Raw genomic sequence first — 21062 nt, 5'->3', positions numbered from 1 at the left:
AGCGGGTGTCGTGATGCGTCGCCTAGGCGTTGGCGGACTGGACCATGGCGCAGGCCTCGGCCAGGCGATGGGGCGAGATCGGCTTGTCGACCACGGCGCGGGTGCGGGCGCCCAGCTGGTCGGCGTTGCCGGTGACATAGACCACGGGAATGGGCCCCAGCCGGGCGAGGATGGCGGTGACCGCCTCGACGCCGGTGCCTCCGACGATGCGATAGTCGGCGGTGATCAAGTCCGGCGGACGCCTGAGCGCGCAATCCAGCGCTTCCTGGGGGCTTTCCGCGATGTCGAAGGTGTCGAACCCTTGCTCGGCGAGCAAAGTCTCGACTTCCATCGCGATGAGGATTTCATCCTCGATGATCAAAGCATGTCTGTGGGACATGTGCACTGCACGCCACCGCTTTTCAAATTCGTCCCTTGCCGTAGTAGAAGCCTATGATTCTCTTCTGCGCTAACGGTTTTTACGGCTCAGCTTGACTAAAACGTCGCAGGTCTGCTGTTGCGTCTTGTTCTCAGCGCGCAAGTTCTTCCAGGTGTTGTGTGTGATCACAAACTGGAGCGCAGGGTCTTGTTCCTGGCCAGCAAAGTCGGGGATTCACCTTAGTTTATAAAACAAAGTCCGACGAGCGTCGGTCTCTTGCCTCCCGCTGGGGGATTTGCGCTATGCAGGCGAAAACGAAAGTCCGCAGGAGCGCCCCGTCATGTCGCAAGACACCCCCCAAAGCCTATCGCCCCTGGTGCTTACCGAGAAGCGCGGTCACGTCGCGATCCTCACCCTCAACCGTCCCGACGCCCTGAACGCCCTGGGCGCGCCGGGCGACGGCGACCAGGTGGCGGCGGCCTGCGAGGCGATCAACGACGACCAGGACATCCGCTGCGTGATCCTGACCGGCGCGGGCCGGGCCTTCTCGGCCGGCGGCGACGTCAAGGCGATGAAGGCGCGGGAAGGGGCGTTCGGCGGCAACGGCGTCAAGGTGCGCGACGGCTACCGCAAGAACATCCACCGCATCGTGCGGGCCATCTACGGCCTGGAGGTCCCGTCGATCGCGGCCGTCAACGGCGCGGCCATCGGCCTGGGCTGCGACGTGGCCTGCATGACCGACATCCGCATCGCCGCCGACACCGCCAAGTTCGGCGTCACCTTCCTGAAGCTGGGTCTGATCCCCGGCGACGGCGGCGCCTGGCTGATGCCGCGCACCGTCGGCATGAGCCGAGCGGCCGAGCTGCTGTTCACCGGCGACGTCATCGACGCGGCCAAGGCCGAGGCCTGGGGCCTGGTCAGCAGGAGCGTGCCGGCCGACACCCTGATGGACGAGGCCATGGCCCTGGCCGAGCGGATCGCCGCCCAGCCGCCGCACGCCCTGCGCATGGCCAAGAGCCTGCTCAAACACGGCACGACCGCCAGCTACGACACCCTGATGGAGATGAGCGCCTCGGCCCAGGCCATCGCGCACCACACCGAGGACCACATGGAGGGCGTCGACGCCATCCTCGAGAAGCGCGCTCCCGTGTTCAAGGGCGCTTGAGATGGGCCGGGAAGCCAAGGGCGTCTGGGGTCAGCTCCGCGATGGCGAGGGGCCGGGCAAGCTTTTGTGGGAGCCGCCGAAGCTGATCTTCCGCGGCGCGGTGGAGGGCAACTTCCAGGGCCACGCCCTGCGCGGCCTGCGCGCCGAGGGCGACGACCTGGTGCTGAGCGACGGCACGCGGTTCACGCTGGACGCCGGCCAGGCCGCCAAGTGGCTGCACGCCATCCAGAACCCGCCGGGCCGCCTGGACAAGCTGGGCGTCAAGCCGGGCCAGACGGTGGTGATCGCCAATCTCGACGATCCGGAGTTCCTGGCCGAGCTGCGCACGCGCGTCGAACCGGTCGAGGCCTGGGAAGACATCGACCTGCTGTTCCTGGGCGTCGAGGACCTGGCCGATTTCGATCAACTTGAAGATCTGATCGGTGGGCTGGGGCCGAAGGGCGCGATCTGGATCGTGGCGCAGAAGGGCAAGGGCGCGCCGCTGAAGGACGTCGAGATCCTGGCCGAGGTCCGCGAACGGGGCCTGGTGGACACCAAGGTCTGCGCCTTCTCCAAGACCCACACGGCGCTGCGCTTCGTGCGGCGCAAGGGCGGGGCGGTTGCCAAGCCAGCCCCTGTCGAGGACGACGACGCGGATTTCGACGACGAGGATTGATCCGGCGGCGCGGCGACACCACGTCCGGCCTATCGGGGAGATCGCCATGAAAAGCCGCGTCGCGCGCCTTGCCGCCTGCCTTGTCCTGGCGTCGACGCCCGTCGTCGCGCGGCCGCTGGAAGCCCCGCCGCCGGTGCGGGAGGCGTTCGACATCGTCGTCCCCAAGCCGCCCGCGCCGGTCGTCGTCGAGGGGCGGGCGCAGCTGGTCTACGAACTGCACCTGACCAATTTCAGCCAGGAGCCGCTGGAGCCGAGGCGGCTCCAGGTTCTGGACGCCGCCACGGGCCGGGTGCTCGGCGACTTCGCGGGCCCGGCCCTGGCCGCGCGACTGGCGTCCGTGCCGGCGGGCGGCAAGGACGCGGTCACCGCGCCTGGCCGCCGCGCGATCGTCTTCGTCGAGCTGGACCTGCCGCCGGGCGAGGTTCCGCATCGGCTGGGTCATCGCATCGACTACGCGACCGGCGAGGCGACCTTCGTCGTGGCTGGGCCCGACATCGCGGTCGACGCGACCGCGACCGTCGTCCTCGGCCCGCCCCTGGCCGGCGGTCCCTGGGCGGCGGTGCACGCCGCCGAGTGGCCGCGCGGCCATCGCCGGGTGACCTATGCGGTCGGCGGGCGGACGCGCATCCCGGGGAGGTTCGCGGTCGACTTCGTGCGGGTCGACGAGCAGGGGCGGATCACGCGCGGCGACAAGGATCGCCCCGCCGACGCCCTGGGCTACGGCGCCGACGTCCTGGCCGTGGCCGACGCGACGGTCGTGGCCGTGCGCGACGGCATGGCCGAGAGCGCCAGCATCGCCGGCAACCCCAAGCACGCCGTCGGCGACGCGGCGGGGAACTTCGTGGCCCTGGGCCTCCCGGGCGGGCGCACGGCCTTCTACGAACATCTGAAGCTGGGCAGCGTCCGGGTGAAGGCCGGAGACCGGGTCCGGCGCGGCCACGTCCTCGGCGCGCTGGGGTTCTCCGGCGACACCACCGGGCCGCATCTGCATTTCCACGTCGCGGACGGCGACACGCCGCTGGGCGGGGAGGGGGTTCCGTTCGCCCTCGACCGGTTCACCCTGCTGGGCCGCTATCTCGACGTCGGCGGTCTGGGCGCGCGGCGGTGGGACGCGCCGCCGACGGGCCTGGACCCGCATCGGGCGGCCGAGTGGCCGGGCGCCAACACGGTCGTCGACTTCGCGCCCTAGCGGGGGCCATCGGGTCTTCGCCCGCGTCGCCCGCGTGATCCACCTGATGGGGAGCCGGGGCGCGGCCAGCTAGGCTGGCGCGTCCGTCCAGGGGTCCACGCCGATGACCGCGCCCCGCGCGCCCGCGATCGCCTTCCGCATCGCCAGAGCGCCCTTCGCCGCCTGCAGCCTCTTCCTCCTCGCGGGGCTGATCCTCTTGACGGGCGGCCCGCCCGCCTTCGCCCAGACCGCGGCCAAGGCCTGGACGCCGCCGCCGCCCGACGCCGATCTCAAGGCCGCGCTGGACAAGGCGGCCACGGGTTCGCCCGAGGCCCTCGCGGCCCTGGCCGACGGCGGCCGCGCCGACGCCCAGGCCTATGCGGGCCTGTTGTTCGTGGTCGGGCGGGGCAAGATCCCGGCGGACCCGCCGCGCGGCTGCGCCTACGCCGCCAAGGCCGCCGACCAGCGGCCCGACGCCATGCACCTGCGCGCCCGCTGCCTGCAATACGGCCTGACGGGGAGCGCGCCCGACCTCAAGGGCGCCGAGGCCGCCTACGGCCGCGCCATCCAGATGGGCTACGCCAAGTCCAAGTGCGGCCTGGGCCAGATGCTGATGGCCGACACGGCGACGGTCGGTCGGGGCGTGGCCCTGTGCAAGGAGGCCGCCCGGGCCGGCGACGGCGACGCCCAGCTGGTCGTGGGCTCTGCCTACCTGACCGGCGCGGTGGTGGCCCGCGACCCGGCCGAGGCGCGCAAGTGGTACGAGATGGCCGCCAAGCAGAACCCACTGATGGCCGCCCGCAAGCTGGGCCAGCTGTACGCCAGCGGCGAAGGCGGCAAGCAGGACACCAAGAAGGCGCTGGAGCTGTGGGGCCAGGCCGAGCAGGCGGGCGACCAGGCCGTCTGCATCCTGGTGGCCGACCAGCTGTTCTCGGACATCACCGGCGGGCGCAAGCCGGGGCCGGGCGCCTACGCCTTCAAGGGCGGCATACCGATGGCCGACATCGAGGTGGTCGAGCTCTGGTACCAAGCGGCCCTGGAACGCGATCCCCGGCCCGAGGTCAAGACCCGCGCCGAATACGCCCTGAAGGTGCTCCAGAGCTTCAAGACGGCGAACGTCTCGGTGACGAAGAAGAAGACGAAGTGACAGGCCGGGGACATGCACTTGTGCGTGTCCCCAAATTCCGCACCGCGCCTCTTGGGGACACGCGCGAGCGCATGTCCCCGGTCTACGCCGCCGCCTTCGCCCTGGCCGGCGCCTTGGCCTTGGAGAACTCCATCGTGCCGTCGTCCACCTTGCCGTAGCGCAGGGCCACCAGGTCCAGGGCGTAATTCTGGTGCACCTTCCAGGGGGTCTTGGCGCCTTGCTTGGGCAGGATCTTCAGGGCGCGCTGGACGTAGCCGGACGAGAAGTCCAGCCACGGCTCGATCTCCATCCCGCCCTCGGGCAGGCGCGGCGTGCAGATCGTCGTGCCGGTGCGGTCCATGTGGTTGAGCAGGCGGCAGACATATTCGGCCGTCAGGTCGGCCTTCAGGGTCCAGCTGGCGTTGGTGTAGCCGAAGGTCGAGGCCAGGTTCGGCACGCCGCTGAACATCATGCCCTTGTAGCTGGTGGTCTCGTGCGGGGCGATGCGCTGGCCGTCGACCACCATCTCCATCTCGCCCAGCAGCTGCATGCGCAGGCCGGTGGCGGTGACGATGATGTCGGCGTCCAGGGTCTGGCCCGACTTCAGCAGGATGCCGGTCTCGGTGAAGGTCTCGATCTGGTCGGTGACCACCGACGACGTTCCGGCCTTCAGCGAGTCGAACAGGTCGGCGTCCGGCACCAGGCACAGCCGCTGGTCCCACGGATTGTAGCGCGGGGTGAAGTGGGTCTCGATGTCGTAGTCGGGCCCCAGGTGCTCGCGCACCAGGCCCAGCAGCCGTTCCTTGGTCTTCTCCGGCTTCTTGCGGGCGATGTTGAAGAACAGCAGTTGCATGCCGACGTTCTTCCACCGCGTGATGTTGTAGGCGGTCATGGCCGGCAGCTTGGCGCGCAGCCAGTTGGCGATGCCGTCCTCGGCCGGGCGCGAGACCACATAGGTCGGCGAGCGCTGCAGCATGGTCACGTGGCCGGCGTCCTTGGCCATTTCCGGCACCAGGGTCACGGCCGTGGCGCCGCTGCCGATCACCACCACCGTCTTGCCGGCGTAGTCCAGGTCCTCGGGCCAGTGCTGCGGGTGGACCAGTCGGCCCTGGAACCGCTCGACGCCCGGGAAGTCGGGCGTGTAGCCGGCGTCGTAATTGTAGTAGCCGCTGCACATCGACAGGAAATTGCAGCTGACCTTCACCGTCCTGCCGTCGTGCTCGGCCTCGACGGTCCAGGTCGCGGTCTCCGACGACCAGCTGGCCCGCTTGACCTTGTGGCCGTAGCGGATGTGCGGGGTGATGCCGTTCTCGTCGGCGGTCTCGCGCACGTATTTCAGGATCGAGGGGCCGTCGGCGATGGCCTTGGCCTCGCGCCACGGCTTGAAGGCGTAGCCCAGGGTGTACATGTCGCTGTCCGACCGGATGCCCGGATAGCGGAACAGGTCCCAGGTGCCGCCGATGGCGTCGCGCGCCTCGAGGATGGCGTAGGTCTTCTTCGGACAGTCGCGCTTCAGGTGGTAGGCGGCGCCGATGCCCGACAGGCCCGCGCCCACGATCAGTACGTCGAAATGCTCGATGGCCATCCCGCTTCCACCCTTGCGCCCGGGTCCGGCTCATCCGGACGCTCATAATATGTGAACGCTGTTCACCAACAAACGACCGTTTAGCCGTTACGTCAACTGCGACATCGAAACCTCGGTACGCCGTCGCGTGGTCGCTCCGAAGGGCGGGCGCGGCGCTTTTCGTTGCAAACAGGTGTTCGACCCGCGTATGCGCTCAAGCCATGTCCCTGCGCGACTTCGGCGTGCTGGTCCTGGTCTGCCTGGTCTGGGCCTGCAACAACATCATCTCCAAGATCGTGGTCGCCCACTGGGGCGTGCCGCCGCTGTTCTACGCGGCGGTGCGGTTCGCCATCGTCGCGGCGGTGACCCTGCCGTGGCTGCTGCCGGCCCCGCGCCCGCCCTGGCGGATCGTCACGGTGGGCCTGCTGATGGGGGCCGGCAACTTCGCCCTGCTGTTCATGGGCTTCAAGACCGCCTCGCCCTCGGCCTCGGCGGTGGTGATCCAGCTGGGCGTGCCGTTCACGACCCTGCTGTCGATGCTGATGCTGGGCGAGAAGGTGCGCTGGAAGCGCGGCCTGGGCATCGCCCTGACCCTGAGCGGCGCGGTGGTGGTGATGTGGAACCCGCACGGCCTGCAGCTGTCGCCGGGCCTGTGGTTCATCGTCGCCTCGGCCTTCACCGGCTCGCTGGGCGCGGTGATGATGAAGCAGATCGAGGGCGTGAAACCCCTGCAGTTCCAGGCCTGGGTCGGCGCGACCTCGATCCTGCCGCTGGGCCTGATGAGCCTGCTGACCGAGCCGGGCGCGGTGGACCTGGCCTGGAAGGCGGGCCTGCCGTTCCTGGCGGCCCTGCTGTTCTCGGCCCTGATCGTCTCCGTGCTGGGCCACACCGCCTATTACGGCCTGATCGGGCGCCACGACGCCAACCTGATCGCGCCGCTGACCCTGATGACCCCGCTGATGACCATTGGCCTGGGCGTCCTGATCACGCACGATCATTTCGACGCCCGGATGGGAATCGGCACGCTGCTCGCGCTAATGGGTGTGCTGATCATCGCCTTGCGCAAGAACCAGGTGATGCCGCTGCTGATGCTGACGAGGAACCGGTCCCAATGACGTTCATCGACGCCCCGTCGCCGAACTTCGACGCGCGCAAGGCCGTCCCCGACTGCGTCATCCTGCACTACACCGGCATGGAGACCGGCCCGGCGGCCCTGGAGCGCCTGTGCGATCCCGAGGCCAAGGTCTCGGCCCACTACCTGGTCGAGGAGGACGGCCGCGTCTTCCGCCTGGTGCCCGAGGAGCGCCGCGCCTGGCACGCGGGCGCCGCCTTCTGGAAGGGCGTCAAGGACATCAATTCGGCCTCGATCGGCGTCGAGATCGTCAATCCCGGCCACGAGTTCGGCTATCGCCCCTTCCCCGAGGCCCAGATCGCCGCGGTGATCAACCTGCTGGCCGACATCCGCTCGCGCTGGACCATCGACGACGACCGCATCCTGGGCCACTCCGACATCGCCCCCGGCCGCAAGATCGATCCGGGCGAACTGTTCCCATGGAAGCGCCTGGCCGAGGCTGGCCACGGCCTGTGGGTCGAGCCGCCGCCGTCGCCCGGCGCGCCGCTGGGCCGGGGCGAGGAGGGGACCGGCGTCTTCGCCCTGCAGGCGGGCCTGACCCGCCTCGGCTACAACTGCGCGCCCTCGGGCCAGTACGACGAGTGGACCGAGACCGTTGTGGCCGCCTTCCAGCGCCACTGGTTGCAGACCCGCTTCGACGGCGTCGCCGACGGCGAGACCCGCGCGCGGCTGGTGGCCCTGCTGCGGGCGGCGGGCTGATGCATCCGGCGAAAGCCTTCCACGTCGACGATCGCGACGCCCTGCTGGCCTTCGTGCGCGAGCACAGCTTCGTGACCCTGGCCACCGCGGTCGGCGGCTTGCCGTTCGTGGCCCAGGCGCCGGTGGTGGTCCGCGAGCTCGACTTCGGTGAGGTGGCGCTGGACTTCCACCTGTCGCGCGCCAACGCCCTGGCGCCGCATCTGGTGCAGGGCTTCCGCGCCGTGGCCCTGGCGACCGGCCCGCACGCCTATGTCAGCCCCGACTGGTACGGGACCGACGACCAGGTGCCGACCTGGAACTATGTCTCGGCCGAGGCCGAGGGCCTGGTCGCCCCGCTGTCGGCCGACGAGACCCTGGTCCTGCTCGACGACCTGTCGGCCCAGGAGGAGGGGCGGCTCTCGCCCAAGAAACCCTGGACGCGCGACAAGATGACCCCGGCCCGTTTCGAGGGGCTGATCCGCGGGATCGTCGGTTGCCGCCTGACCGTCGAGCGGCTGGAGGGGACCTTCAAGCTGGGCCAGAACAAGACCGCAGCCGAACGCGCCGGCGTGATCGCGGCGCTGGGCGATGACCCGCTGGCGGAGCGGATGCGTCAGTCCTGACGCGTCGCCAGCAGCGGCACGCTGCCCGACAGCGAGACGCTCTGATTGATGTCGGTCAGGGCCAGCACGGCGCCCGGCCGGGCGAAGCTGACCCGCACGCCGTCGACGGCGCGGAACTTGGGCAGGGGGGTGAACGCCACCATCCGGCGGCCGCGCAGCTGATAGAGGCCGTCGATCCCCACGGCCAGGACGGTGTCGCCGACCTGGCTCGCGCCGAAGAAGGCGACCTGGTCGAGCGGGGGCTTGCCCGGCCGGTCGAACGGGCCGGGCAGCGGCTTGGCGTAGATCGGCTCGATCCGGTCGCCGCAGATTTCCACCAGCCCGCCGCGCGACAACATGTGGACCATCCCGACGGCGGCCACCGCGCAGCCCGGCTTCCAGGGCGCGGGCGTCAGGGCGTTCACCGGCGTGCACCGGCGGTCGAGGACGGCGTCGCAGGGCTCGCCGGTGTCGTTGCGCTCCAGGTCGACGATCCGCCCCGTCCGTCGATCGATCCTTTGCAGGCCGCCGCCCCATTCGCCGGCGTTGGCGCCGACCAGCAACTGGTCGCCGACCATCAGCAGCGCGTGGGTCACCCCGCCGTGCGGCTCGCCCTGCAGCGCCACCGAACGCGGCGGGCGTTCGCCGGTCTCGACGAGGCGGCGGTCGGTCAGCAGGACGGCGCCCGCTCCGTCGCAGGCCAGGCCGATGACGTACTCGTCCGTCGCCGGCGAGATCCGAGCCGTGTCCGCCCAGCCTCCGGCCTGCCGGCGACGCAGCGTCCAGCGGCCGTCGGAGTCGATCGTCAGCGCCGACAACCGCCCAGACCGGGCGCAGATCGCGACCGCCTTGCCGTCGATCGGTTCGGCCACACGGGCCCCGCCGCGTTCGGTGACCGTGCTGAGCTTGCCGCCGGCCAGCAGCCACAGCCGGCCCTCGGCGAAGGCCGTGGCGCCGATCCGCGACAGGTCGGACGTCTCGCTCGGGCGGATGTTCTCGGTCGGATCGTCCACCGCGATCGCGGCCGTGCCGCCGAGCAGCAGGACCGGCATCAGGGCCACCAGGGCGAAGACGGCCCCGCGCGGAAGCGGCGTCAGGTTCGGCGCGCCTCGTATCGCCATGGACGGCTCCCCCTTTGTCTCCCGGCGATGATGGAACGGTCCAGCTTTGCCCGCAACCTTGGATCGGTGCGCCCGAAACTGGGCCGGTTCTCGCCGATCTTCGATTGACCCGCCGTCATCCAACCGTCAAACAGGCCCCGGACCAGACGGTCGGACGGCCGCGGCGCTCTCGCAGCGTCGAGGAAAGTCCGGGCTCCACGGTGACAAGGCGGCGGGTAACGCCCGCCGGGAGCGATCCCAGGGATAGCGCCACAGAAAGCAAACCTCCTCCCCTCGGGGCGGGAAGGGTGAAAGGGTGGGGTAAGAGCCCACCGCGGACCTGGCAACAGGGACGGCATGGCAAGCCCCGCCTGGAGCAAGACCGAATAGGGACCCCGCGCCGGCCTCGCGTCGGATAGGCCGTCACTGGCTGAGAGGGTCCGGGTAGGTCGCGAGAACCGTCCAGCAATGGGCGGTCCAGAGGAATGGCCGTCTCGCGTCTTCGGGCGTCAGACAGAACCCGGCTTACAGACCGTCTGGTCCATTCGCCCCGCCTGCGCGCGGGGCGCGCGGAAAATGGGATCGAGCCCCACTTTTCCCCGCATCGGCGTCGGCTGAGCCGTGCAACCCCATGCCCTTCAAGGCGCTGGACAGAGTCTAGCGGCCGTTAAGTCTTAACAAGTTCCATGTATGTTCTGTGGATAGATTTTGTGGGTCTGTGAAAGACTCCCACAACACCTTGGTTTTGACGGCTAAACAGCCGTTGGTGTCATTGTATCCCAATCAATCCCATGTTAACCCATCTTCTGCCGGGGCGATCGTGGCAGGGCGTCCGGCGGCGGGCTCAAACAGGGGTAGTGGGGTGTTCCTCTCGACGTTCGAGAAGCAGCTGGACAGCAAGCGGCGCATCGTCGTGCCGCAGGACTTCCGCGCTGCGCTCTCGGGCCCCTTCGACGGGATCTTCTGCTTCCCCTCCATCGAGGCCGACTGCCTGGAAGCTGGCGGAAAAAGCCTGTTCGACCGTTACCAGGGCGTGATCGACGAGCTGCCGTTCGGCGATCCCCTGCGCTCGGCCCTGGAGACCAGCGTGCTGGGCGGCGTGGCGCGGCTGTCGTTCGACACCGCCGGCCGCATCACCCTGCCCGACACCCTGTGCGAGATGTTCGGCCTGACCGACTGGGTGGCGGTGGTCGGCCTGGGCGAGCGGTTCCAGATCTGGTCGCGCGAGGCCTTCCAGGCCCACCGCTCGGCCCAGCGCGAACTGGCCCGCGAAGGCCTGGCGGCGATGCGCGCCCAACAGCGCACGGCCCGGATCGGGGGCGCGGCGTGAGCGATCTCGAAACCCCCTCCGTTTTTGGCCAAGTCGCCGACGGCGCTCCTCACCTTTCGGTGCTGCTCGGCGAGGTCGTCGCCGCTCTGGCCTCGGGCCCGGGCGACACGGTCGTGGACGGCACGTTCGGGGCCGGCGGCTACACCCGCGCGATCCTCGCCACGGGCGCTTCGGTCGTCGCCTTCGACCGCGATCCCAGCGTCGCTCGCTTCGCGGCTGAATTTTCCGCGACGGCCGATACTCCCGCGACTGAAAGTCGCTTTCGGCTGATTCAGGATCGTTTCTCGCAAATCACCGAGTATTTCGAGGATGCGTCGGTCGACGGCGTCACCCTGGATCTCGGCGTTTCCTCCATGCAGCTCGACGAGGCTGAGCGCGGCTTTTCGTTCATGCGCGACGGTCCCCTGGACATGCGCATGGGCGCGGACGGTCCGACGGCCGCCGACCTGGTCAACGAGCTGGACCAGGTCGAGCTGGCCCGCATCCTCTACGTCTACGGCGAGGAGCACGCCTCGCGCCGCATCGCCAGCTTCATCGTCAAGCGCCGGGCCGAGCAGCCGTTCACCCGCACCCTGGACCTGGCCGCCGTGATCGAGCGCGCCCTGGGCGGCCGCAAGGGCGCCAAGGTCCATCCCGCCACCCGCTCGTTCCAGGGGCTGCGCATCGCGGTCAACGCCGAGCTGGAGGAGCTGGAGGCCGGGCTGCTGGCCGCCGAGCGCGTGCTGAAGCCGGGCGGCCGCCTGGCGGTGGTCACCTTCCATTCGCTGGAAGACCGCATCGTGAAGAACTTCCTGGCCGAGCGCGCCGGCAAGACGCCGGGCGGGTCGCGCCACGCGCCGCCGGTCGAGAAGGGCGCTCCGGCCAGCTTCCAGCTGACCTCGTCCAAGGCGATCGCGCCGGGCGAGGCGGAACTGGCGGTCAATCCGCGCGCCCGTTCGTCCAAGCTGCGCGCCGCCGTGCGCACGACGGCTCCGGTCTGGAGCGCCGCATGAGCCTGTCGAGCATCTTCGACCGCCGCGTGCGGGGTTTCCGGGTGGTCGAACTCGTTTGTTTGACGGTCCTGCTGGTCCTGGTGCTGGGCGTCTACATGGCCAAGACCTTCGCCGGCCGCGAGCGCGCCCAGATCGCCGAGGTCGAGCAGCAGATCGACGACGAGAAGATCCGCGTCCGCCTGCTCAAGGCCGAGGTCGCCTATCTGGAGCAGCCGCGCCGCATCGAGATGCTGGCCCAGCAGCTGGGGCTGACCCCGATCAGCCCCGAGCACGAGACCACCGAGGACGCCCTGATCGACGTGGCGCGCCACGCGCCGGTCGCCCACGCCCCGGCCTCGCCGACGGCGGCCGCGAACGACGCCGCCGCCGCCGCCGAGGCGCCTGAGGCGACGCCGGACGACTATCCGTCGCCGGAACAGGCCGCCGGCCAGACCTCCGGGGAGGCGCCGCGATGAGCCTGGCCAATCTCGCCCCCGGCGGCGCGCCGCGCGCCTGGCGCTGGCTGATCGAACGGGTCTGGCGGCTGGAGCACGCCTTCGAGCGCTCGCGCGCCGCCGCGCGTCCGGAAGACGACACCCGCATCCGCATCTTCTTCGTCATGGCCATCTTCGGCCTGGCCTTCACCGTGCTGGCCCTGGGCGCGACCTGGGCGGCGGTGTTCTCCAAGGTGGGCGGCAACGGCTACCTGGCCTCGACCGACGGCGCTCGGGGCGACCTGGTCGACCGCAACGGCCAGCTGCTGGCCGTCGACCTGACCCACTACGCCCTCTACATCAATCCCAAGGACGTCTGGGACGCCAAGGCCACCCGCCAGGCGCTGCACAAGGCCCTGCCGCAGGTGCCGGTCGAGCGCCTGGACAAGGCCGTGTTCTCGGATCGTCGCGGCTTCGTGGTCGGCGGCATGACCCCGGCCGAGAAGGACGCGATCTTCGACCTGGGCCTGCCCGGCGTCGAGTTCGAGGAGCAGGCCGCCCGGGTCTATCCGCTGGGCTCCAGCGCCGCCCACTTCATCGGCTTCGTCGACAAGGGCGGCAAGGGCCTGTCGGGCGCCGAGAAGGCCCTGGACAAGGACGTCCGCGAGGCCGCCGCCAAGGGGCCGGACGGCGCGATCCCGCTGTCGATCGACCTGCGCGTCCAGGCGGCGCTCGAGGACGAGGTCCGCAAGGCCGCGATCGAGTTCCAGGCCAAGGACGCCGTCGGCATCGTCACCAACGTCCATACCGGGGAGATCCTCGGCATGACCAGCTTCCCGGACTACGACCCCAACCAGCTGAACCAGGCGTCCAGCGAGCAGATGACCAACCACGCCGCGGCGACGGTCTACGAGATGGGCTCGACCTTCAAGGCGTTCACCGTGGCCATCGGCCTGGACACCGGCGCGGCCACCCCGGCCTCGACCTTCGACGCCCGCGAGCCGTTCAAGCTGGGCTACCGGACGATCCACGACTTCCACGCCGCCAAGAAGATCCTGACCCTGGTCGAGGTGTTCCAGCACTCGTCCAACATCGGCACCGCCATCCTGGCCGAGCGGATCGGCGGCGAGCGCCTGTCCCGCTACTTCACGGCCCTGGGCCTGACCAAGCCGGCCAAGATCGAGCTCTTGGAGTCGGCCCGTCCGCTGACCCCGAAGAAGTGGGATGACGACGCGGTGGCCTCCACCTCGTTCGGCCACGGCATCAACGTCTCGCCGCTGGCCCTGGCCCAGGCCATGGGCGCGCTGCTGAACGGCGGCACGCTGCAGCCCCTGACCATCCACAAGATGGCCCAGGGCGTGCGGCCGGAAGGCCCGCGCGCGGTGTCGGAAGAGACCTCCCAGCAGATGCTGCGGATCATGCGCGCCAACGTCACCGGCGGCAGCGGCAAGTCGGCCAACATCCCGGGGCTGTCGGTGGGCGGCAAGACCGGCACCGGCGAGAAGTACGATCCGGCCATTCGGGGCTATAACCACCAACGCCAGGTCTCATCGTTCGCGGCCGTCTTCCCGACGGAAGGCCCGATCGAGGCCGATCGCTACTTCGTGCTGGTGCTGCTGGACGAACCCAAGGGCAACGCTAAAACGCACGGCTTCTCGACCGGCGGCTGGGTGTCGGCGCCGGCCGCGGGCCGCGTGATCGATCGCATCGCGCCGTTCCTGGGCGTCAAGCGCCAGAGCGACATCTTCACCGTGGCCCAGCAGCCGCAAGCCGCTTCGGAGGCGGGACTTTGAGCAAGACCCTTTCGCAGATCCTGAACCGGCCGTGCGAGGTCGATCCCGTGATCACCGGGGTCACCGCCGACAGCCGCAAGGTGCGTGAAGGGTTCCTGTTCGCGGCCCTGCCGGGCAGCAAGGTGGACGGCCGCGACTTCATCCCCGGCGCGATCGCCTCGGGCGCCGCCGCCGTGCTGGCGCCGGACGACGTGACGGGCCTGTCGGTCCCGGTGGTCCACGCCGGCGACCTGCGCCGCGCCTACGCCCTGGCCGCCAGCCAGTTCTGGGCCGTGCAGCCGGAGACCTGCGTGGCGGTGACGGGCACCAACGGCAAGACCTCGGTCGCCGGCTTCGCCCGCCAGATCTACGCCCGCCTGGGCCGCAAGGCCGCCAGCATGGGCACCCTGGGCGTCGTGGTCAGCGAGGCCGGCAAGCCCGACCTGCAACTGACCCCGCCGGGCCTGACCACGCCGGACGCCGCCGACGTCGCCGAGATGATGGCCAAGCTTGCGCAGATGGGCGTCACCCACCTGGCGGTCGAGGCCTCGTCGCATGGCATCGACCAGCGCCGCCTGGACGGCGTGCGCCTGGCCGCCGCCGGCTTCACCAACTTCACCCAGGACCACCTGGACTATCACGGCACCATGGGCTGCTACCGCGCGGCCAAGCTGCGGCTGTTCGAGACCCTGCTGCCGCGCGGCCGCACCGCCGTGCTGAACGCCGACAGCGACGCCTTCCCGGCCTTCGCCTCGGCCGCCGTCACCTCGGGCCAGACCATCCTGTCGGTCGGCCATGACGGGCAGGGGCTGAAGCTGGTCGAGCGCACGCCGGTGCCGCAGGGCCAGCGCCTGAAGATCGCGGCGGGCGAGCGGGTGTTCGACATCCTGCTGCCCCTGGCCGGCGACTTCCAGGCCTCGAACGTGCTGGTCGCGGCGGGTCTGGTCCTGGCCACGGGCGAGGACCTGGACGCCACCATCGCGGCCCTGGAGCACCTGGAAGGCGCGGCCGGCCGGCTGCAGCGCGTCGGGACCGGCGCGCGCGGCGGCGAGGCCTATGTCGACTACGCCCACACGCCGGACGGCCTGGAGACGGTGCTGGCGGCCCTGCGCCCCCATACGCGCGGCAAGCTGATCGTGGTGTTCGGGGCCGGCGGCGACCGCGACCGCGGCAAGCGCCCGCTGATGGGCGAGATCGCCGCCCGCCTGGCCGACGTGGCCATCGTCACCGACGACAACCCCCGCTCTGAGGAACCGGCCTCGATCCGCGCCGCCATCCTGGCCGCCGCGCCGGGCGCCAAGGAATACGGCGATCGCCGCGAGGCCATCCGGGCCGGCGCGGCCCTGCTGGCCGACGGCGACGTGCTGGTGGTGGCCGGCAAGGGCCACGAGCAAGGCCAGCTGGTGGCCGGCGTGAACCATCCGTTCGACGACGTGACCGAGACCGCCCAGGCGCTGGAGCCGGCTCATGTCTAGCGTGCTCTGGACCGCCGACGAGATCGCCGCCGCCACCGGCGGCCAGGTGCTGGGCGAGTTCGAGGCCACCGGCGTGTCGATCGACAGCCGCAGCATCGAGCCCGGCGACCTGTTCGTGGCCCTGACCGGCGCGCGGGACGGGCACGAGTTCGTCGTTCAGACCGCCGACAAGGGCGCGGCCGGGGCGCTGATCTCCAAGCCGGTCGCGGTTCCGGCCGTGCTGGTCGAGGACACCTTCCGGGGCCTGGAGCGCCTGGGCGTCGCCGCCCGTGAGCGCGCGCCCCAGGTCCGCCGCGGGGCGGTGACAGGCTCGGTCGGCAAGACCAGCGTCACCCGCGCCGTCGAGGCGGGCCTCCGTCGCGCGGGCAAGGCCCACGCCTCGGTCAAGTCGTACAACAACCACATCGGCGTGCCCCTGACCCTGGCGCGGATGCCGCGCGACACCCAGCGGGCGGTGTTCGAGGTCGGCATGAACCACGCCGACGAGATCGTGCCGCTGTCGAACTTCATCCGGCCGCACGCCGTGGCCATCACCACCGTCGGTCCGGTCCACCTGGAGAACTTCGCCGACGGCGAGGAGGGCGTCGCCCGGGCCAAGGCCGAGATCTTCGCCGGGCTGGAGCCCAACGGCGTGGCGGTGCTGAACGCCGACAATCCTTGGTTCGCCCTGCTGAAGGCCGAGGCCGAGAAGGCCGGCGCCCAGGTCTGGAGCTTCGGCACCGGCGAGGGCGTCACCGCCCAGCTGACCGTGTTCGCCGCCGGCGTGCACGGGGCCCAGATCACCGCCATCGTGCGCGGCGAGACCATCCACTTCCCGATCCTGCAGACCGGCGTGCACTGGGGCCTCAACAGCCTGTGCGTCCTGCTGATGCTGGAGGCCCTGGACGTCGACCGCGACACCGCCCTGGCGGCCCTGGCCGAGTTCGAGCCGATTGAGGGGCGCGGCGCCGAGCGCACCGTCCACGTGCCCGGCGGGACCTTCACCCTGGTGGACGAGAGCTACAACGCCAACCCGGTCTCGATGCAGGCGGCCCTGGCCACGCTGGGCGCGCGCAAGGTCGCCGGCCGGCGCATCGTCGTGCTGACCGACATGCTGGAGCTGGGCCCGCAGGCCGCCCGCTTCCACGGCGACCTGGCCACCCCGATCGCCGCCGCCGACATCGACCTGGTGTTCTGCGCCGGTCCGTTAATGAAATCTTTATGGGAAGCGCTTCCGCCGACTCGGCGGGGCGGCTACGCCGAGAACGCTGCGGAGCTCGCGCCTCAGGTCGCCTCGGCGATGCGGGCGGGGGACGTGGTGATGGTGAAGGGATCGAATGGGTCCAAAGCGGGGGTCGTAGCCTCCGCCTTGGGCGCGCTCGACCTCCAAGGACAGGGCTGATGCTGTTTTTCCTCTACGATTGGCTCTCGCGCGGCGGGCATGAGCACATCCCGGTGCTCAACCTGCTGAAATACCTGACCTTCCGCACCGGCATGTCGATGCTGGTGGGCTATCTCGTGGCCGTGGCCATGGGCTCGCGCTTCATCCGCTGGATGAAGGCCAAGCAGGGCAAGGGTCAGCCGATCCGCACCGACGGCATCGCCCGCCACGTCACCGAGAAGGCCGGCACGCCCACCATGGGCGGCTTCATGATCCTGGCGGGCCTGTTCGTCGGCTCGCTGCTGTTCGCCGACCTGCGCAACGTCCACGTCTGGATGGTGCTGGGCATCACCGCCGCCTTCGGCGTGCTGGGCTTCATGGACGACTACGCCAAGGTCACCAAGCAGACGACCGCCGGCCTCTCCAGCGGCCAGAAGCTGATCGCCCAGTTCGTGGTCTCGATCCTGGCGGCCGTGGCGCTGATCCTGTTCGCGCCCAAGTCGCAGATGACCCCGGGGCTGGAGACCTCGCTGGTCTTCCCGATCCTGAAGAACCTGGTGATCAATCTGGGATGGTTCTACGTGGCCTTCGCCGCGGTCACGATCGCCGGCTTCTCCAACGCCGTGAACCTGACCGACGGCCTGGACGGCCTGGCCATCGTGCCGGTGATGTTCGCCGCCTCGACCTTCGGCCTGATCGCCTACCTGGTGGGCAACTACAAGTTCGCCGACTATCTGAACCTGCACTTCGTGCCCAGCGTCGGCGAGCTGGCCGTGGTGTGCGGCGCGATCATCGGCGGGGGCATGGGCTTCCTCTGGTACAACGCCCCGCCGGCCAAGATCTTCATGGGCGACACCGGTTCCCTGGCCCTGGGCGGCGCCCTGGGCGCGATCGCGGTCTGCGCCAAGCACGAGCTGGTGCTGGGCATCGTCGGCGGCCTGTTCGTGGCCGAGGCGCTGTCGGTGATGATCCAGGTCGCCTACTTCAAGCGGACCGGCAAGCGCGTCTTCCTGATGGCGCCGATCCACCACCATTTCGAGAAGCTCGGCTGGGCCGAGAGCACCGTCGTGGTCCGGTTCTGGATCGTGTCGATGATGCTCAGCTTCGTCGGCCTCGCCACCCTGAAGCTGAGATAGGAGAGGGCGCGCCATGATCCCGGTCCGCGGTTTCGAGGGCAAGACCGTCGCCGTGTTCGGCCTAGGCCGGACGGGGCTGACGGCCGCGCGCGCGCTGATCGCCGGCGGGGCCAAGGTGGCGCTGTGGGACGAGAAGCAGGCCAGCCGCGAGGCCGCCGTGGCCGAGGGCCTCAGCGTCGTCGACCTGAACACGGCCGACTGGAGCCAGTTCGCCGCCCTGATGCTGTCGCCGGGCGTGCCCCTGACCCATCCCAAGCCGCACTGGACGGTGACCAAGGCCAAGGCCGCCGGGGTCGAGGTGCTGGGCGACATCGAGCTGTTCGCCCGCACGGTGAACGCCGCGCCCGATCACAAGAAGCCCAAGATCGTCGCCATCACCGGCACCAACGGCAAGTCGACCACCACGGCCCTGATCGGCCACGTCTGCCGCCAGGCCGGCCGCGACACGCGGGTGGGCGGCAATATCGGCGAGGGCGTGCTGGGCTTGGAAGATATGCACGGCGGAGCCGTGTATGTGCTTGAACTGTCGTCCTACCAGCTGGACCTGACCTCCAGCCTCAAGCCCGACGCCGTCGTGCTGCTGAACATCTCGCCCGACCACCTGGACCGTCACGGCGGCATGGACGGCTACATCGCCGCCAAGCGCCGGATCTTCCTGAACCAGGGCAAGGGCGACACCGCGATCATCGGGGTGGACGATCCCTGGTGCCAGCAGATCTGCACCGAGATCACCGCCGCCAACCGCCGCACCATCTGGCCGATCAGCGCCGGCAAGGCCATGGGCCGGGGCGTCTACGCCCTGCAGGGCGTGCTGTACGACGCTACCGGCGAGCGGGTGACCGAGATGGTCGACCTGCTGCGGGCCCGCAGCCTGCCGGGCCGCCACAACTGGCAGAACGCCGCGGCCGCCTACGCCGCCGCCCGCGCCCTGGGCATCTCGCCCCAGCAGGCGGTCGACGGCTTGATGAGCTTCCCGGGCCTGGCCCACCGGATGGAGACGGTCGGCAAGATCGGCAAGGTCCGCTTCGTCAACGACAGCAAGGCCACCAACGCCGACGCCGCCCGCCAGGCGATGTCCAGCTATCCGAAGTTCTACTGGATCGCCGGCGGCGTGCCCAAGGCGGGCGGCATCGACGATCTGGTCGACCTGTTCCCGCGCGTGGCCGGCGCCTACCTGATCGGCCAGGCGGCCGAGGACTTCGGCAAGACGCTGGAGGGCAAGGCCCCGGTGCGCCAGTGCGGCGACATCGAGACCGCCGTCGCCGCCGCCTACGCCGACGCCGCGGCCTCGGGCGAGGAGGCCATCGTGCTGCTGTCGCCGGCCTGCGCCTCGTTCGACCAGTTCGCCGACTTCGAGCAGCGGGGCGACGCCTTCCGCGCGGCGGTCAACGGCCTGGGCAGGGCGCCGGCTTCGGCGAAGAGGGCCTAAGGCGCGCCATCGCCTTCGGGTGAAAGGTTCGGCATGCATCCCTACTGGTTCACCTTCGAGCCGATCGATCACCCCACGCCCCTGAACCTGGGCGCGGGTGTCACGGCGCGCGACGACGGCGACGCTCGGCGTCTGATTGGAGAGGCCTTTGGCGGACTGGCCGTCGCGGATATGGCGGTCCTGAAGAACCTCGATGGGTTGGACCAGGGCCATGTGATCCCGAACATGGGCGACATCCTGGTTCGTGGGATCTGGTTTCCGCTCGGCTACGAAAACACCGGTTCGGACTGATCAGAGTCCTTTCGCCACACCTCTTCCAACCTCCACAACAACACTCGCTTAACCCTAAACTCCGACCCTCCGGCCATGACGTTCCAGACCACCCACGCCTTCGCCCGCACCGACCGTTCGCGGCTCGGCGTCTGGTGGTGGACGACCGATCGCTGGCTGCTGGGCGCCACCGCGATCCTCGTCACCGTGGGCGTGCTGCTGTCGTTCGCCTCGAGCCCGGCGGCCGCCGCCCGGATCGGCATCGACGACCAGTTCCACTTCGCCGTCCGCCAGTGCGTGTTCGGCCTGGGCGCCGCCCTGATCGTGCTGTCGGTGTCGATGCTCAGCCCCAGGGGCATCCGCCGCTCGGCCTTCTTCATCTACCTGGTGGCCATCGGGGTCATGGCGGCCCTGCCGTTCATCGGCCACAGCGCCAAGGGCGCGGCCCGCTGGCTGCTGATCGGCGGCTTCACCTTCCAGCCCTCGGAATTCATGAAGCCGGCCCTGATCGTGCTGGTTTCGTGGATGTTCGCCGAGGGCCAGAAGGGCGAGGGGGTGCCGGGCGTCTCGATCGCCTTCGCCCTCTATTTCATCGCCGTGGCCCTGCTGCTGGTCCAGCCGGACGTCGGCCAGACCGTGCTGATCACCATCGCCTTCGGGGCCGCCTTCTGGATGGCCGGGGTGCCGATCTCGTGGATCATGGGCCTGGGCGCGGTCGCCGTCGGCGGGCTGATGTCGACCTATTTCCTGTTCGACCACGTCCACGCCCGGGTGCAGAAGTTCCTCAGCCCCGACCAGGCCGACACCCACCAGATCACCCGCGCCGCCGAGGCCATCCACGCCGGCGGCCTGTTCGGGCGCGGCCCGGGCGAGGGCGTGATGAAGCGCCACGTGCCCGACCTGCACACCGACTTCATCTATTCGGTCGCGGCCGAGGAATACGGCCTGGTGTTCTCCCTGGCCCTGATCACCCTGTTCGCCTTCATCGTGGTGCGCGGGCTGTACCGGGCGATGAAGCTGTCGGACACCTTCGAGCAGGTGGCCGCTTCGGGCCTGTTCGTGCTGGTGGGCCAGCAGGCCTTCATCAACGTGGCCGTGAACCTGAACATGATCCCCACCAAGGGCATGACCTTGCCCTTCATCAGCTACGGCGGCTCGTCGATGCTGGCCATGGGCCTGACCCTGGGCATGGCCCTGGCGTTGACGCGCAAGCGTCCGGGGGCCTATGGCGGGGCGGGAGAGTTCGATCAGGCTGGGGCCCTGGGCTGAGTCTCTCGGGAGACCCGTCTTGTCGCTGCCTGTCTTGTTTGAGGCCGTCTCGCCCATGATCCGCTCGC

General features: G+C 70.0%; 20 protein-coding genes and 1 other RNA gene. 18 read left to right on the top strand and 3 right to left on the bottom strand.

Features of this window, described 5'->3' with window-relative positions; genetic code table 11:
- Nucleotides 1-22 precede the first annotated feature (22 nt).
- Nucleotides 23-379, bottom strand: coding sequence for a response regulator (locus tag BR39_RS0101810; protein ID WP_029907324.1), 357 nt, complete (start codon nt 377-379; stop codon nt 23-25).
- A gap of 319 nt (nt 380-698) precedes the next feature.
- Between BR39_RS0101810 and BR39_RS0101805 the strand changes: the two genes are divergently transcribed.
- The 4 genes from BR39_RS0101805 (at nt 699) to BR39_RS0101790 (ending at nt 4493) form a co-directional block, all read left to right on the top strand.
- The gene (locus BR39_RS0101805) at nt 699-1523 is read left to right on the top strand and encodes a crotonase/enoyl-CoA hydratase family protein (RefSeq protein WP_029907323.1); all 825 of its coding nucleotides are present in this window, start codon (nt 699-701) and stop codon (nt 1521-1523) included.
- Between the two features lies 1 nt (nt 1524).
- Entirely contained in the window at nt 1525-2178 is a 654-nt protein-coding gene (locus BR39_RS0101800) for a DUF3052 family protein (protein WP_029907322.1), read from the top strand.
- A 46-nt stretch (nt 2179-2224) separates the two neighbouring features.
- Entirely contained in the window at nt 2225-3367 is a 1143-nt protein-coding gene (locus BR39_RS25580) for a M23 family metallopeptidase (protein WP_051695068.1), read from the top strand.
- A gap of 103 nt (nt 3368-3470) precedes the next feature.
- Nucleotides 3471-4493 (top strand): tetratricopeptide repeat protein, encoded by a 1023-nt coding sequence (locus BR39_RS0101790; protein ID WP_029907320.1) that lies wholly within the window; start codon nt 3471-3473, stop codon nt 4491-4493.
- 82 nt (nt 4494-4575) lie between these two features.
- On the opposite strand, the gene BR39_RS0101785 is transcribed toward BR39_RS0101790, so the two are convergent.
- Nucleotides 4576-6057 carry an NAD(P)/FAD-dependent oxidoreductase gene (locus tag BR39_RS0101785; protein ID WP_029907319.1) on the bottom strand — a complete coding sequence of 494 codons (1482 nt, stop codon included), beginning with the start codon at nt 6055-6057 and terminating at the stop codon, nt 4576-4578.
- Between the two features lie 200 nt (nt 6058-6257).
- Between BR39_RS0101785 and BR39_RS0101780 the strand changes: the two genes are divergently transcribed.
- Genes BR39_RS0101780 through BR39_RS0101770 form a run of 3 tightly spaced genes read left to right on the top strand, consistent with a single transcriptional unit; the run spans nt 6258 to nt 8469 of the window.
- Nucleotides 6258-7151, top strand: a complete 894-nt coding sequence (locus BR39_RS0101780) for a DMT family transporter (protein WP_029907318.1) — start codon at nt 6258-6260, stop codon at nt 7149-7151.
- On the top strand, nt 7148-7867 hold the full coding sequence (locus tag BR39_RS0101775; protein WP_029907317.1) for an N-acetylmuramoyl-L-alanine amidase: 720 nt from the start codon (nt 7148-7150) through the stop codon (nt 7865-7867). The genes BR39_RS0101780 and BR39_RS0101775 overlap by 4 nt, the downstream gene beginning before the upstream one ends.
- Nucleotides 7867-8469, top strand: coding sequence for an FMN-binding negative transcriptional regulator (locus tag BR39_RS0101770; protein ID WP_029907316.1), 603 nt, complete (start codon nt 7867-7869; stop codon nt 8467-8469). The genes BR39_RS0101775 and BR39_RS0101770 overlap by 1 nt, the downstream gene beginning before the upstream one ends.
- Here BR39_RS0101770 and BR39_RS0101765 read toward each other — a convergent pair.
- The gene (locus BR39_RS0101765) at nt 8460-9569 is read right to left on the bottom strand and encodes a hypothetical protein (protein WP_029907315.1); all 1110 of its coding nucleotides are present in this window, start codon (nt 9567-9569) and stop codon (nt 8460-8462) included. The genes BR39_RS0101770 and BR39_RS0101765 overlap by 10 nt on opposite strands.
- 142 nt (nt 9570-9711) lie before the next feature.
- Here BR39_RS0101765 and rnpB point away from each other — a divergent pair.
- The 11 genes from rnpB to ftsW all read left to right on the top strand — a co-directional run bounded on the left by rnpB (nt 9712) and on the right by ftsW (nt 20994).
- Nucleotides 9712-10092, top strand: an RNA gene (rnpB, locus tag BR39_RS25600) — RNase P RNA component class A.
- A gap of 318 nt (nt 10093-10410) precedes the next feature.
- Complete coding sequence (locus BR39_RS0101760) at nt 10411-10878, top strand: division/cell wall cluster transcriptional repressor MraZ (protein ID WP_029907314.1); 468 nt, start codon at nt 10411-10413, stop codon at nt 10876-10878.
- Nucleotides 10875-11870, top strand: coding sequence for a 16S rRNA (cytosine(1402)-N(4))-methyltransferase RsmH (gene rsmH / locus BR39_RS0101755; protein ID WP_051695066.1), 996 nt, complete (start codon nt 10875-10877; stop codon nt 11868-11870). Before BR39_RS0101760 ends, rsmH begins: the two co-directional genes overlap by 4 nt.
- Complete coding sequence (locus BR39_RS0101750) at nt 11867-12325, top strand: cell division protein (RefSeq protein WP_029907312.1); 459 nt, start codon at nt 11867-11869, stop codon at nt 12323-12325. Before rsmH ends, BR39_RS0101750 begins: the two co-directional genes overlap by 4 nt.
- A complete protein-coding gene (locus tag BR39_RS0101745) occupies nt 12322-14076 on the top strand; it encodes a penicillin-binding protein 2 (RefSeq protein WP_029907311.1) in 1755 nt (584 codons plus the stop codon). Before BR39_RS0101750 ends, BR39_RS0101745 begins: the two co-directional genes overlap by 4 nt.
- Nucleotides 14073-15530, top strand: coding sequence for a UDP-N-acetylmuramoyl-L-alanyl-D-glutamate--2,6-diaminopimelate ligase (locus BR39_RS0101740; protein WP_029907310.1), 1458 nt, complete (start codon nt 14073-14075; stop codon nt 15528-15530). Before BR39_RS0101745 ends, BR39_RS0101740 begins: the two co-directional genes overlap by 4 nt.
- Nucleotides 15523-16911 (top strand): UDP-N-acetylmuramoyl-tripeptide--D-alanyl-D-alanine ligase, encoded by a 1389-nt coding sequence (murF, locus tag BR39_RS0101735; protein WP_029907309.1) that lies wholly within the window; start codon nt 15523-15525, stop codon nt 16909-16911. The genes BR39_RS0101740 and murF overlap by 8 nt, the downstream gene beginning before the upstream one ends.
- Nucleotides 16911-18026, top strand: coding sequence for a phospho-N-acetylmuramoyl-pentapeptide-transferase (gene mraY, locus BR39_RS0101730; RefSeq protein ID WP_029907308.1), 1116 nt, complete (start codon nt 16911-16913; stop codon nt 18024-18026). The genes murF and mraY overlap by 1 nt, the downstream gene beginning before the upstream one ends.
- Nucleotides 18027-18039: 13 nt before the next feature.
- A complete protein-coding gene (gene murD / locus BR39_RS0101725; protein ID WP_029907307.1) occupies nt 18040-19455 on the top strand; it encodes a UDP-N-acetylmuramoyl-L-alanine--D-glutamate ligase in 1416 nt (471 codons plus the stop codon).
- A 33-nt stretch (nt 19456-19488) separates the two neighbouring features.
- Nucleotides 19489-19746 carry a hypothetical protein gene (locus tag BR39_RS0101720; protein WP_029907306.1) on the top strand — a complete coding sequence of 86 codons (258 nt, stop codon included), beginning with the start codon at nt 19489-19491 and terminating at the stop codon, nt 19744-19746.
- 75 nt (nt 19747-19821) lie between these two features.
- Nucleotides 19822-20994 carry a putative lipid II flippase FtsW gene (gene ftsW / locus BR39_RS0101715; protein WP_029907305.1) on the top strand — a complete coding sequence of 391 codons (1173 nt, stop codon included), beginning with the start codon at nt 19822-19824 and terminating at the stop codon, nt 20992-20994.
- The last annotated feature ends 68 nt before the right edge of the window (nt 20995-21062 follow it).

This window comes from Caulobacter sp. UNC358MFTsu5.1 (genome assembly GCF_000712075.1).
Lineage (GTDB): Bacteria > Pseudomonadota > Alphaproteobacteria > Caulobacterales > Caulobacteraceae > Caulobacter.
This window is presented reverse-complemented; position numbering and strand designations above follow the sequence as displayed.